The organism is Xanthomonas sp. WHRI 8932A (assembly GCF_035012785.1).
Lineage (GTDB): Bacteria > Pseudomonadota > Gammaproteobacteria > Xanthomonadales > Xanthomonadaceae > Xanthomonas.
The window spans coordinates 372235-385568 of record NZ_JAYGQQ010000003.1; the positions used below are offsets into that span (position 1 = coordinate 372235).

Consider the following 13334-nt stretch of genomic DNA (forward strand, 5'->3'; position numbering starts at 1 on the left):
TGTCTTGTCGGGCGCTTATGCGCGGCGATGCCGACTTTCGTGCGTACGCCGAGTAGCATGGCGGCGCTAGAGTCGGCCGGATGCCGGCTAGGGGATAGGCGTTGGAAACGATAATCGTGCTGGTGGCCCTGGTGCTGCTCGCAGTGCCGGTGGGCGTGGTGATCGCGCTGGTGTGGATTGCCGGGCTGCGGCGGCGGGTGGATGCGCTGGAGCAGCGGCTTGCGTACTGGCAGGCGGGGAATGTGCCTGCGGATGCGGCAGCGCGTGCGGCCGAACGATCTGCTTCTGCGCCGACAGACGCTTGGACGCAGCCGGGCGACACGTCCGCATTGAACACCTCCACTTCCGACGCGGCGGTGCCTGACGCATTCGATTTGCCGAGTGCGTCGAGTCGCATTTCGCCGTCTGCGTCTGTGATGCAGACGCCGCCAACACTGCCCGCAGACGCGCCTGCAGCGTCGGTAACCAGCCCAACAGCGGAAGATGCGCCTGCGTCCAGCTGGCAAGCGCAATCGTCGCCGTCGGAGCCGCAAGGACTGCCACAGCAAGCGCAGGAATTGCCTGCGCTGCCAGCGCAACCGGACCCGATCACGCGTGCCATCGGCGCGGTGAAGCGCTGGTTCACCGAAGGCAATGTGCCGGTCAAGGTCGGCATGCTGGTGTTGCTGGCCGGCGTGGCGTCGTTGTTGAAGTACGCCAGCGATCAGGGCTGGATGCGCATGCCGGTCGAGCTGCGGTTGGCCGGCATCAGTGTGCTGGCGCTGGCCGGTCTGGTATTCGGCTGGAAGCAGCGGTTGCAGCGGCCCGGGTTTGCATTGGCGTTGCAGGGCGGTGCCATCGGCGGCTTGTTGCTGACGGTGTTTGCGGCATTCAAGTTGTACAGCTTGCTGGGCGCTGGGCTGGCGATGGGCATCAGCGTGGTGCTGATTGCCGGCATGTGCGTGCTGGCGGTGGTGCAGGACTCGCGCACGTTGGCGGTGTTGGGCGTGCTGGCCGGGTTTCTTGCGCCAATCTGGCTGTCCACCGGCAGCGGCAATCACGTCGGGTTGTTTTCGTATTACGCCGTGCTCAACGCCGGCATCGTGGCGATTGCGTGGACGCGGCCGTGGCGCGTGCTCAACCTGCTTGGATTTGCCTTTACCTTCGGCATCGGCACGCTGTGGGGCGCGCTGCAGTACACCCCTGCAAAATTCGCCAGCACCGAGCCGTTCTTGTTGCTGTTCTTCGCCATGTATGTCGCGATTCCGGTGCTGCATGCGCGGCGCGGCGACGGCAGTGCGGGCAAGCTCATCGATGGCAGCCTGTTGTTCGGCACGCCTTTGGTCGCCTTTGCGTTGCAGGCGCGTTTGCTGGAAGGTGATCGCCTGCCGTTGGCGTTGTGCGCTCTCGCCGTGGCGGCGTTGTATGCAGGTCTTGCGAGCTGGTTGCTGCGGCGTGCTTCCACACGCTTGCTGGGCCAGGCGCACGCGATGCTGGCCGTCGGCTTTGCGACGCTGGCAGTGCCGTTGGCGTTGTCGGCGCGTGCCACCGCCAGCGTGTTCGCGCTGGAAGGCGTGGGGTTGTTGTGGCTGGGCTTGCGTCAGCAGCGACGCATCCCGCAGATCAGCGGCGTGGCCTTGCAGCTGCTGGCAGCGGTGGGTGTGGCCTTCGGTGTGGATGCGTGGCGCTACGACAGCGTGGCGGTGGCCAATGCCACCTGCATGAGCAGCTTGCTGATCGCCATCGCCGGCTGGGCCAGTGCCTGGTTCCTGCGCGATGCGGGTCATCGGCGGAGCGCGCTGGTGGCGTATCTGTGGGGGCTGGGCTGGTGGACCATGTGCGGGGTACACGAAATCCTGCGCTTCGCCGGTGATCTGCGCAGCGAGCCGGATCTGCTGCTGGGCTTTGTCGCGTTCAGCGTGTGGCTGGCGGCCGAGGTGCACCGCCGTCGCTCTGCCGCAGCATTGGTGTGGACGGTCATGGCGGGTCTGGCGCTGGCCGCGCCGTTGGCGCTTTGGCAGAACCAGGCGCATGCGCAGCCCTTCGCGCATTGGGGTGCTCTGGCCTGGCTGGCGTTTGCGCTGGCAGGCACGCGGGCGTTGTGGTGCCTGCGGATGCAGCCTGGCGCAGGCGCCGTGGTCGCGCAGTTCATCTGGTGGCTGTTGTGGCCGTCGGTGGTGTCGTTGGGTGCGGCCTGGTTGGCTGATGCGTTTGCGCTTGCCAACGGCTGGCGCTGCGCCTTGCTGGCGGTGCCGTGGCTTGCCGTGGCGACCGTGGGCTTGCTGCGCTGGCCGTGGCTGACCTGGCCGCAGGGGGCGCGCTTCGATCCTGCGCGCACCGGGTTGCTGAGCTGCGTGTTCGCGGTATTGGGGATCGGTTGGCTGCTCGCATTGCTGGATCCGGTCAGCGCCGCGCCATTGCCCTGGGTGCCCTTGCTCAATCCGGCCGAACTGGCGCAGCTGGCGGTGCTTGCCTTGGTAGCGCGCTGGGCGTGGTCGACGCACGCGCCGGTGATCCTGCAAGGTCGGCGCGTCACTGCGCTCGGTGTGCTGGGCTGGGTGTTGATCACCGGCAGCACCTTGCACAGCGTGCATCACTGGGGCGATGTGCCGTGGAATGCCGGGTTGGTGGGCGCGACGGTGTCGCAGACCAGCCTGACCATCGTCTGGAGCGTGCTGGGTGTGCTGGGCTGGGTGGTCGGCTCGCGTCGCGGGCAGCGCGGACTGTGGCTGGGCGGTGCCTTGTTGATGGGTCTGGTGCTGGCCAAGCTGGTGCTGGTCGATCGCCAGCACCTTGGCAATCTGCTCGGCATCGGCTCGTTCATGGCCTACGGCCTGTTGTGTACGGTGGTGGGGTATCTGGCGCCGGCGCCGCCGCGTCCGGCGATTGAAGAGCGCGCTGTCGACGACGATGGCGCGGCAAAGGATCAGGCATGAGTACGAAACATTGGGGATGGGTGCTGCTGGTGCCGCTGATGGCGCAGGCGGCCGATGTGCGGCAGGACTATCGGCAGCAGTGGCCGCTGCAGGTGGCCGGCTCCGACGCCGGTATGTATCAGCTGACCTTGAACGAAGCGGTCTATCGCAGCGCAGTCGATGCGGAATTAGGCGATGTCACGGTGATCGACGCGCGTGGCGAAGAAATGCCCACCGCGCCGCTGCCCGTCGCCGCTGTGCCATCCGCATCGCGTCGGCAGCGGTTGCCGTTGTTCGCATTGCCCGAAGGCGCTGCGCCGGCCAACGGCGATCTGCAGTTGATCGCCGAGCGCGATGCCAGCGGGGCAGTGCGGCGGCTGGAAGGCCGCTTTGCAACCGGTGCGCCCGCAGCGCCCGGCGTCGGTGGCAGCTGGTTGATCGACGCCAGCGCATTACGCGATCGCCCGCGTGCGTTGTTGCTGGACTGGGAGGGCAGTACGCTGGTGCAGGCGCAGCTGCGTGTGGAGGGCAGCGACGATCTGCGCGACTGGCGTGTGCTCGCTTCCGATGCAACAGTCATGGCCTTGGACAACCAGGCTCAGCGGCTGCAGCAACGCCGCATTGCGCTGGACGACGGCGCAAAATACCTGCGCATCGTGCCGGTATCGGGCAGCTTGCCGCCGTTGCGCGCGGTCGATGCGGAAGTGGATGGCGCGGTTGCGCCCACCCAACTGTCCTGGCTGGACTTGCAGGGCACTGCCCAGGACACCGGCGTGACCTATGTCGTGCCAGGTCGCTTTCCGATCACGCAGCTGGATGTGGGCGGCGGTGTGGCCGAGGCGGTGGAATGGATCGTGGAAAGCCGCGATGCCGACGATGCGCCATGGTCGCGTCGCGCCGGGCCATGGTTGGCGTATCGGCTTGGCAATGGCGCCTCGCCACCGCAGCTGTTGTCCGCGCCCGTGCGCGATCGTCAGTGGCGATTGGTGGCTGCCCAGGGCCGCAGCACCGCGGTGCCGACCTTGCGCGCGGGGTATCAACCGGAGCGATTGATGTTTCTTGCGCAGGGGCAGCCGCCGTATGCGCTCGTCGCTGGCAGCGCGCGCGTGCAACGTGGCGACGCGCCATTGGCCTCGATGCTGCAGGCGCTGCGGCAGGAGCGCGGGATGCAGTGGCAGCCCGTGCAGGCCAGCATGGCCGCGCAGGCACAGCCGCTTGCCGGCGATGCGGCACTGCAGCCGGCCGCCACGCCGCGCGACTGGAAACAATGGCTGCTCTGGGCGCTGCTGGTCGGTGGCGCCTTGCTGGTCGGCGGTTTTGCGGTCAGTCTGCTGCGCAAATCCGGTACGGAGCGGCCGCTGTAACGCTTCGCTATCGCACACTCGCCAGATCTGTGCGGGCGATGCGGGTTTGCCGCTTTGCTGCGAAGGCCGGACAATGGGTATCCCCCGTCGCCGAGGCAGCCGCATTGCCCGTCGTGTTCGACCGATCACAGTTGGCGCCATCCGCATATGCGGCAGTGCCCGTCCAGCGCACTGCCTTGTTGCGGTACGGCGCGCCGATCCCGACTCCTGATTGCCCAATCCCCGCCGCCAAGGCGGTCGCATTGCGCGTCGTCTCCGATCGACTGCCGTTCGTGTCGGCCGCAGTTGCAATGGCGGCATCTTTGCAAGGCGCTGCCCCGTCAAGGCGGCGCAGTAGCGTGATTTCCTCCGCCCACAGAGCGTGCACGCACGCGTCCAACGCAGGCGCGGCGCCGTGTACCAATCCCTAATCCCGATTCCCTAATCCCCAGACTTAGCGAGCCAAGCCCATGTCCATTGTCCGTATGACCGACCTCGATCTTTCCGGCAAGCGCGTGCTGATCCGCCAGGATCTCAACGTGCCGATCGACAACGGCCAGATCACCTCCGAGCAGCGCATCACCGCTTCGGTGCCCACCCTCAAGCTGGCGCTGGAAAAAGGCGCGGCGGTGATGGTCACCTCGCACCTGGGCCGCCCGAAGGAAGGCAGCTGGAGCGAAGAAGATTCGCTGGCGCCGGTCGCCGCGCGGCTGACCACCTTGCTCGGTGTCGAAGTCACCCTGGTGCGTGACTGGGTGGATGGTGTGGAGGTCGCACCGGGCCAGGTGGTGCTGTTGGAAAATTGCCGCATGAATGTTGGCGAGGGCAAGGACGACGAGGCCCTGGCACGCAAATATGCCGCGTTGTGCGATGTGTTCGTCATGGATGCCTTTGGCACCGCGCATCGCGCGCAGGCGTCCACGCATGGCGTGATCCGCTTCGCGCCGGTGGCCGCCGGTGGCCCGCTGCTGATGGCCGAACTCGATGCGCTGGCCAAGGCGCTGGACAACCCGGCCAAGCCGCTGCTGGCGATCGTGGCCGGCAGCAAGGTTTCGACCAAGCTGGAGCTGCTCTCCAACCTGGTCAACAAGGTCGACCAGCTGATCGTCGGTGGCGGTATCGCCAACACCTTCATCGCCGCTGCCGGGCATGACGTGGGCAAATCCTTGAACGAGCCGGATCTGATTCCGACCGCCAACCAGATCGTGGCCGATGCCAAAACGCGCGGCGCCGAGATTCCGCTGCCCACCGACGTGGTCGTCGCCAAGCAGTTCCTGCCCGATGCGCAAGCCACTGTGAAGTCGCTCGACGCCGTCGAGGCGGACGATCTGATTCTCGACATCGGCCCGCAGACCGCGCAGCACTATGCCGAGATGATCGCCAATGCCGGCACGGTGGTGTGGAACGGGCCGGTCGGCGTGTTCGAATTCGAGCCCTTCAGCCAGGGCACCGAAACCCTGGCACGCGCGATCGCCGCATCCAAGGCGTTTTCCATCGCCGGTGGTGGCGACACCCTGGCGGCCGTGGACAAGTACGACATCGCCAAGGACGTCACCTACATCTCCACCGGTGGCGGCGCGTTCCTGGAATTCTTGGAAGGCAAGACCTTGCCAGCGGTGGCCGCACTCGAGGCCCGCGGCAAGTGAGTGCAGCCACGCTGTTCTTCGATCTGGACGGCACGCTGGTGGATTCGGAACCGGGCATCGTCGCCAGCATCGTGCATGCCTTCGATGCCGTGGGCCAGCCGCGTCCATCGCCTCAGACCTTGCGTGCCTGGATCGGCCCACCGTTGCGCGACAGCTTTACCGAGTGTTTTCCGCAGGATCCGGAGCTTGTGCAGCACGCGCTGGGCCTCTACCGCGAGCGCTACGACGCGGTGGGCTGGACCGAACTCAGCGTGTTCGATGGCATCGGCGAGATGGTCACCGGCCTGCAACGCGCCGGCCATCGCCTGGCCGTGGTCACCTCCAAGAACGAGCGGTACGCGCGCCGCATCGTCGAGCACCTGCCGTTTGGTGCGTGCTTCGAGAATGTGATCGGTGCCAGCGAAGATGGCGAACGCCGCTTCAAGCCGGACCTGATCGCCGAAGCACTGCGCCGCCTTGAGATCGACAAGACCGGCTGCGTGATGATCGGCGACCGTCGCATGGATATCGATGGCGCCAATCACCACGGCATCCACAGCATCGGTGTGTTGTGGGGCTTTGGCGACGAGGCCGAACTGCGCACCGCAGGTGCCGGAGCGATTGCACACACGCCGGCGCAATTGACCCAGTTGATCGACGCGTGAGCGCTGCGCATCGGCCGTTGCGCTCGCTTGGTCGATGCCTGCACGTTGCGCAACGTGATGCCGCAGAACGCTCTTCACTGCCACCGAGTTAGGGTGGCGACCGCGTCGCGTTGCCCAGTGCAACGCGTGCGTAAACGGACGTACTGTCCCGCACTGTCTGTAAGACATGCCGGAATAAGAGGGTGGCTATGCCGCAATGCCATCCTCGGTACGTGACGTGTGTGTTAAGTTTCGCGGCTTTTACAGGGAGGCCATCATGAAAGAACGTCAACGCCGCACCAAGATCCTCGCCACCCTCGGACCGGCAACGGACGCGCCCGGTGTGCTGGACGCTTTGTTCAAGGCGGGCGTCAACGTGGTGCGCCTCAACTTCAGCCACGGCGACCCGTCGGGCCAGGCCAAGCGCGCCGCCGAAGTGCGTGCCGCCGCTGCGCGCGCCGGTGCCGAAGTGGGCATCCTGGCCGACCTGCCGGGCCCGAAGATCCGTATCGAACGCTTTGCCGAAGGCAAGATCAAGCTGACTATGGGCGCGCGCTTCGACCTGGTGGCCGATGTCAATGCGCCGGCCGGCGACCAGAATCAGGTGGGCGTGAGCTACCTGGGTCTGCCGCAGGACGTGGTGGCCGGCGACGTGCTGCTGCTCGACGACGGCCTGGTGCAGTTGCAGGTCACCGACGTGCAGGGCGCGCGCATCGTCACCACCGTGCTCAACGATGGTGTGCTGTCCGACCGCAAGGGCTTGAACAAGCAGGGCGGCGGCCTGTCGCTGGGCGCGCTGACCGAGCGCGACAAGGAGCTGATCGGCATCGTCGCCAAGATCGGCGTGGACTTCATCGCGGTGTCGTTCTGCCGCAATGCGCAGGACATGCACGACGCGCGTCAGATCGCCCAGCAGCACGGCTGCGATGCGCAGCTGGTGTCCAAGATAGAGCGCACCGAAGCGATCGAAAATCTGGTCGAAATCGTCGAAGCTTCCGATGTGGTGATGGTGGCGCGCGGCGATCTGGGCGTGGAAATCGGCGATGCCGAATTGCCCGGCCTGCAGAAGAAGATCATTCGCGAGTCGCTGGCGCAGAACAAGGTGGTGATCACCGCCACGCAGATGCTGCAGTCGATGGTCGAAAGCCCGATCCCGACCCGCGCCGAAGTGCTGGACGTGGCCAACGCGGTCATCGACGGTACCGACGCGGTGATGTTGTCGGCCGAAACCGCCGCCGGCGCCTATCCGGTACGCGCGGTGGAAGCGATGGCACGCATCTGCCTGGGCGCCGAGCACCAGTTCGAATTCGACACCGACTTCGAAGCGGCGCAACGCAACCTGCAGCGCGCCGATCAGGCGATCGCCATGGCGACCATGTTCCTGTCCGAGCACATCGGCCTGGGCGGCGTGGTGGCGTTGACCGAATCCGGCGGCACGCCGCGCTTCCTGTCGCGCTTCCGCTCCAACATGCCGATCTACGCCTTCACCCGTCACGATGGCGCGCGTCGCCAGATGGCAATGATGCGCGGCGTGTTCCCGATCAGCTTCGACAGCCGCGGCCTGACCCCGCGCGAAGCCGCACGTGCGGCCATCCGCCTGCTGGTGGAAAACGAGCGCATGGGCCCGGGCGACCGCGTGGTGTTCACCAGCGGCGAGCACATGGAAATGCACGGCGCCACCAACACCCTGCGTCTGCTGGAAGTGGGCGAAGACGGCCGCGCCACCGGTCTGGGCGAGCTGTAACGCACTGCCGGCCATTCGCGGATGTCGATTGACGTCCGCGGCGGGTTGAACAGCACGCATCCTGCACAGCGGCGGCCTTCGGGTCGCCGTTGTGCTGTGTGCGGTTCGGTGCGTCGGGCGTCGTGGCGTTCGGCATGCACCGGCCGCGCGCTGTTTGGCGTCCGCACCGCTGGTGCGTTGCATGTCGCTCACCACATCACGCATTCCATCGTGCATGGCGTGATTCAACAGGCCTGGATCGTCGGCGGCATCTGCTTGGCCGCGATCGCGCTCCAGGTGACGACGATGCTGCCGGAAATGCGGTTGTCGCGGCATGTCTTCGCAGGGACGTCCCCTTGGGCCTGTCCACCTGTGGGCGTAATCGATCAACGTTGCACAACCGCGATGCCGGCACGTTCGACGCACACGATTGTGCATGCAGATCGGATGTTCTACGCGCGCTGCTGCGGTGATCGCGGCGCAAGTGCAGGGCTGCCTGCAACACAGCGGTGATGCATGCCGACGCGATGGCCGCATGCGCTTGTGCAAGCGTCGGCAACCACACACCACAGCGATGGCGCCTTGTGCAGCGCGATGCGAGCGACGCCACACATCCTGTCACGCAGGCAAGGTGTAATCGGTTGCAGGCATTCCGTGAAGGAATGTGTACGACTTTCGTCGCTATACTTTCGTTCTCCCCCGCAGCTGCCACAGGAACTACATGAGCATCGAACAGCTTGCCGAAACCGCCCAGGCCATGGTCGCCCCGGGCAAGGGCATCATCGCCATCGACGAGTCGACCAGCACAATCGCAAAGCGTTTTGCCAGCGTCGGCATCGAGAACATCGAAGAAAACCGCCGCGCTTACCGCGAACTGCTGCTGACCACGCCCAAGCTGAGCGATTACATCTCCGGCGCCATCCTGTTCGACGAGACCATCCGTCAGAAGACCAAGGACGGTGTGCCGTTCGCCAAGTACATGGCCGAGCACGGCATCATCCCGGGCATCAAGGTCGACAAGGGCGCGCAGCCGCTGGCCGGCATGCCGGGCGAACTGGTCACCGAAGGTCTGGACGGCCTGCGTGCACGTCTGGAGGAGTACTACACGCTGGGCGCGCGTTTCGCCAAGTGGCGTGCGGTCATCAACATCGGCGAAGACATTCCGTCCGGCACCTGCATCGAGGCCAACTCGCATGCGCTGGCGCGTTACGCCGCGCTGTGCCAGGAGCAGGGCCTGGTGCCGATGGTGGAGCCGGAAGTGATCATGGACGGCAGCCACGACATCGAGACCTGCTACGAAGTGACCGAAGCCACGCTGCGTTCGCTGTTCGGCGCGCTGTATGAGCAGAACGTCGTGCTCGAAGGCACCATCCTGAAGGCCTCGATGGTCATCTCCGGCAAGGGCTGCGAAGAGCAGGCCAGCGTCGAGGAAGTGGCCGAGTCCACCGTGATGTGCCTGAAGTCGACCGTGCCGGCGATCCTGCCGGGCATCGTGTTCCTGTCCGGCGGCCAGACCGACGAGCAGTCCACCGCGCACCTCAACGAAATGCACCAGCTCGGCAACCTGCCGTGGCCGCTGAGCTTCTCCTACGGCCGCGCGATGCAGCAGGCCGCACTGAAGCTGTGGGCCAAGGACATGACCGGCAACTTCGCCAAGGCGCAGCAGATCATCTATGAGCGCGCCAAGGAAAACGGCCTGGCTGCACTGGGCAAGTGGAAGGGCTGATCGAGTGATGGCGGCCGCAAGGCCGCATCGCCGGTAAGACCAGAGCGCCGGCAGCGATGCCGGCGTTTTTTATTGGGTGTCGACGTGCGGGTTGACTGCGCCCAGGTGCGGGCCAGCTCTGCGCAACGCAGCCGCAACGCACAAAACACTGCGCCTTTGCCGGGCGGGTATGGCGGGCGGGTGCCTGGATCGGCATGCACCGGTGCGGGCACCGTAGTTCCTCGGCGCTGTGCGCACTCGCCTGACGCTCGCTCCGTTTGTCAGCCGCTCCTGGTGCGATCGGGCGAGCTGAGGCCGTGCATCAGGACTGCTGCACGGTAGTGGCGCGGTTGAAAGACGACGACGGGATTCCACTGACCAAAACGCAACGAGCGCCTTGCGGCGCTCGTCAGTGCAACCTGCATTGCGTAGCGATCAGGCGGCCGCAGTGTCCTGCGTTGCCAGTGCCTGCTGATACGCCTTGTAGGTCGCCTCGTTATAGGCCACCAGCACGATGTGCTTGGGTACCTTGTGCGAGCGCTGCCAGTCACGGGTTTCAGTCACGGCAATCCGTGCGGCCTGGTACAGCGGGTAACCGTAGATGCCGCAGCTGATGGCCGGGAACGCGATCGAATGCAGCATCATCTGCTCGGCAAGTTTGAGCGACTGCCAATAACAGTTGGCCAGTTGCTCCGGCTCGTTGTGCTTGCCGTCGCGCCACACCGGGCCCACGGTATGAAACACATGGCGCGCCTTCAGATCGAAGCCTTCGGTGATGCGGATTTCGCCGGTGGGGCAGCGTACGCCCGGGCGCACCTGCGGCAGCGCTTCACAAGCGTGCAGCAGACGTGGGCCGGCAGCACGATGGATGGCGCCATCGACGCCGCCGCCACCCAGCAGTGATTCATTTGCGGCGTTGACGATGACGTCAACGTCGAGTTCGGTGATGTCGCCTTGCCAGACTTCGATTCTCATAGCGCGATAGTTATGGGATTTGAATGATGAACGCGTGATGGGGTCAGGCGCTGCGGAGCCCCACGCTAGGACCCATTCATCTCACACGCTGCGACAGCACACGACGGTGCCGGAGGCGCAGCAAAAGATCGGCCAGAATCGGGTTTTTGGACGAAACAGTCGCGGCAACGATTGGAAGAATTTATCGCTGGCGCCAGGGAGTTACTGGCGGCCCTGCCTGCCAAACCGCCGCCGCATTGCGCGACGCGGCGCGACCCGCGCGTTGCGCGTCAGAGCCAGCGGCGGACGCGCGTGCAGTACGCGGTGTAGGCGCGGCCGAATTCGGCGCGCAGGCGGCCTTCTTCGAACGGAATCAGGTAGAACTGCAGCGCCAGCCACGGCAGCGGCAGCAACAGCACGCCCCATAGATAGCCCATCTGCACGGTCAGGCCCAGATAGCTCAGGATCAGGGCCAGATACATCGGATTACGGGTGAAGCGGTACGGCCCGGTCAGGACCAGCTGCGAGGGATGGCCGCTGGGCAGGATGGTGGTGCGACGGCGCGCGAACAGCACAAAGCAATTGATGGCCAGGGCCAAGCCCAGGCAGGCGACGATGCCGCCAAGCAGTTCGATCCAGGCCAACAGGTCGGGCGGCGGCAAGGGCAGATCGAACCGCCGTTGCAGCCAGGCGCCCAGAGCCAGCGTCGCAGCGAAGTGCACGGGCGACGTGATCTTCACCAGCCACGGCGCGCGCGCGCTGCGTGTGCCGCCGTGCCCATACGATTGCTTGCTCACCACACTCTCCCTGCAGAACGGCGGACATCCTAACGTTTCCTTGACAAGGAGGGGAGTGCATCCATCGCAATGCAATGTGTGGCTGGGGGCACGCTGAGGCAGGAGGCCTGGCGACCGAGAAAGTGGGGTGCGGCGCGTCGCGATGACGCGCTCTTCCTCTTCCATGGGGTGGAACTCTGCTTGTCTGAAGCGCACGTGGGTGCGGCTTCGCTGTCGCAATGCGAGGCCATCTTGCGGTGATCGATCAGCTGTTGAAGCGCTTTTCGATTGCATACCAGCCATCAGGGTTTCGAGTTGATCACTCGATGTGCGGCGATGATGGGTGTGGTGCCTACCGCCTATGGCGATGCGAACGCCCCTCCACAGTTGCCTGACTTGCTGTGCCCGGTTCGGTTGCTGACTTTCTTCTCAAGGCGCTCGTCACGGCTGCGCTTGGCGCTGTTGCGCGAGCGCGATGGCTTCGGCAATCAGGCAGCCCGGCATGTGGTCCGCGTTGCAATCGAATCCAGCGTGCGCGATCGAAATGGTGGCCGCGCTTCGCTCACTGGTGGCCGCGGTTAAAACGAGCAGGGCTATTCCAGTCTGCCGATCGACCGCGCTTCCAATGTTTCCGGTCCCAGAACAAGAAAGGCCGCGCTAAATGCGCGGCCTTTCCGTGCCAACCAACCAACCGTCCGATCAGGGCAGGCCAGCCAGCCAATCGTCATCCGAGCCTTCATTGATGTCGGCGAACAGCGGGGTGGAGAAGTAGCGCTCGCCGGTATCGGGCAGCATCGCCAGGATGACCGCGCCGGGTGCGGCAGACTCGGCCACGCGCAGCGCCGTCGCCACGGTGGCACCACCGGAGATGCCGGTGAAGATGCCTTCTTCGGCGGCCAGGCGGCGGGCGATGGTGATCGCATCGCTGTCTTCCACGCTCAGCACTTCGTGTGCGACCTCGCGATTGAGCACCTCGGGGATGAAGTCCGGGGTCCAGCCCTGGATCTTGTGCGGCTTCCAGTCCTGGCCCTGCAACAGCGCGGCGCCGGCCGGCTCGCTGGCGGTGATGCGCACTTCCGGGCGGGCGACACGCAGCACTTCGCCCACGCCGGTGAGCGTACCGCCGGTGCCCCAGCCGGTGACGAAATGGTCCAGCCGGTGGCCGGCGAAGTCGCGCAGGATTTCGGCGGCGGTGGTGTTGCGGTGATAGGCCGGGTTGGCCGGATTGGCGAACTGGCTGGCCAGGAACCAGCCATGCTGCTCGGCCAGTTCCTTGGCCTTGCGCACCATGCCACTGCCGCGCTCGGCGGCCGGGGTCAGGATGACCTTGGCGCCGTACGCGCGCATCAGCTTGCGGCGCTCGATGGAGAAGGTTTCCACCATGGTGGCGACGAACTTGTAGCCGCGCGCGGCCGCCACCATCGCCAGTGCCACGCCGGTGTTGCCGGAGGTGGCTTCGACGATGGTATCGCCGGGCTTGAGCAGGCCGCGCTGCTCGGCGTCGAGGATGATCGCCAGCGCCAGGCGGTCCTTGACCGAGCCGCCCGGATTGAACGCCTCGACCTTGACGTACAAGGTGACATTGTCCGGGGCGAGGCGGTGGAGTTTGACCACCGGGGTGCGGCCGATGGTGTCGAGGATGTTGTCGTACAGGGCCATGGGGTCTCCGT

At 65.7% G+C, this 13334-nt stretch carries 10 protein-coding genes and 1 other RNA gene; 8 read left to right on the forward strand and 3 right to left on the reverse strand.

Annotated elements, in window-relative coordinates; translation table 11 throughout:
* Positions 1–101 precede the first annotated feature (101 nt).
* The 8 genes from VC212_RS06725 (at position 102) to VC212_RS06760 (ending at position 10221) form a co-directional block, all read left to right on the forward strand.
* On the forward strand, positions 102–2915 hold the full coding sequence (locus VC212_RS06725; protein WP_323514620.1) for a DUF2339 domain-containing protein: 2814 nt from the start codon (positions 102–104) through the stop codon (positions 2913–2915).
* The gene (locus VC212_RS06730; protein ID WP_323514619.1) at positions 2912–4258 is read left to right on the forward strand and encodes a DUF3999 domain-containing protein; all 1347 of its coding nucleotides are present in this window, start codon (positions 2912–2914) and stop codon (positions 4256–4258) included. The genes VC212_RS06725 and VC212_RS06730 overlap by 4 nt, the downstream gene beginning before the upstream one ends.
* A gap of 449 nt (positions 4259–4707) precedes the next feature.
* Positions 4708–5883: a phosphoglycerate kinase gene (locus tag VC212_RS06735; RefSeq protein WP_323514618.1), complete on the forward strand. Its 1176-nt coding sequence runs from the start codon at positions 4708–4710 to the stop codon at positions 5881–5883.
* Positions 5880–6527 carry an HAD family hydrolase gene (locus VC212_RS06740; protein ID WP_323514617.1) on the forward strand — a complete coding sequence of 216 codons (648 nt, stop codon included), beginning with the start codon at positions 5880–5882 and terminating at the stop codon, positions 6525–6527. The genes VC212_RS06735 and VC212_RS06740 overlap by 4 nt, the downstream gene beginning before the upstream one ends.
* A gap of 256 nt (positions 6528–6783) precedes the next feature.
* Positions 6784–8250 (forward strand): pyruvate kinase, encoded by a 1467-nt coding sequence (pyk, locus tag VC212_RS06745; protein ID WP_055848745.1) that lies wholly within the window; start codon positions 6784–6786, stop codon positions 8248–8250.
* A 21-nt stretch (positions 8251–8271) separates the two neighbouring features.
* On the forward strand, positions 8272–8742 hold the full coding sequence (locus tag VC212_RS06750; protein ID WP_323514616.1) for a hypothetical protein: 471 nt from the start codon (positions 8272–8274) through the stop codon (positions 8740–8742).
* A 208-nt stretch (positions 8743–8950) separates the two neighbouring features.
* Positions 8951–9955: a class I fructose-bisphosphate aldolase gene (locus VC212_RS06755; RefSeq protein WP_055848751.1), complete on the forward strand. Its 1005-nt coding sequence runs from the start codon at positions 8951–8953 to the stop codon at positions 9953–9955.
* Between the two features lie 194 nt (positions 9956–10149).
* A non-coding RNA gene (locus VC212_RS06760) (sX9 sRNA) lies at positions 10150–10221 on the forward strand.
* A gap of 148 nt (positions 10222–10369) precedes the next feature.
* Here VC212_RS06760 and VC212_RS06765 read toward each other — a convergent pair.
* From VC212_RS06765 to cysK, 3 genes are all read right to left on the reverse strand, one after another.
* The gene (locus VC212_RS06765; protein WP_055848754.1) at positions 10370–10909 is read right to left on the reverse strand and encodes an O-acetyl-ADP-ribose deacetylase; all 540 of its coding nucleotides are present in this window, start codon (positions 10907–10909) and stop codon (positions 10370–10372) included.
* Between the two features lie 269 nt (positions 10910–11178).
* Positions 11179–11685 carry an isoprenylcysteine carboxylmethyltransferase family protein gene (locus VC212_RS06770; protein ID WP_055850303.1) on the reverse strand — a complete coding sequence of 169 codons (507 nt, stop codon included), beginning with the start codon at positions 11683–11685 and terminating at the stop codon, positions 11179–11181.
* Between the two features lie 678 nt (positions 11686–12363).
* Complete coding sequence (gene cysK / locus VC212_RS06775) at positions 12364–13323, reverse strand: cysteine synthase A (RefSeq protein ID WP_104616535.1); 960 nt, start codon at positions 13321–13323, stop codon at positions 12364–12366.
* Between the last annotated feature and the right edge of the window lie 11 nt (positions 13324–13334).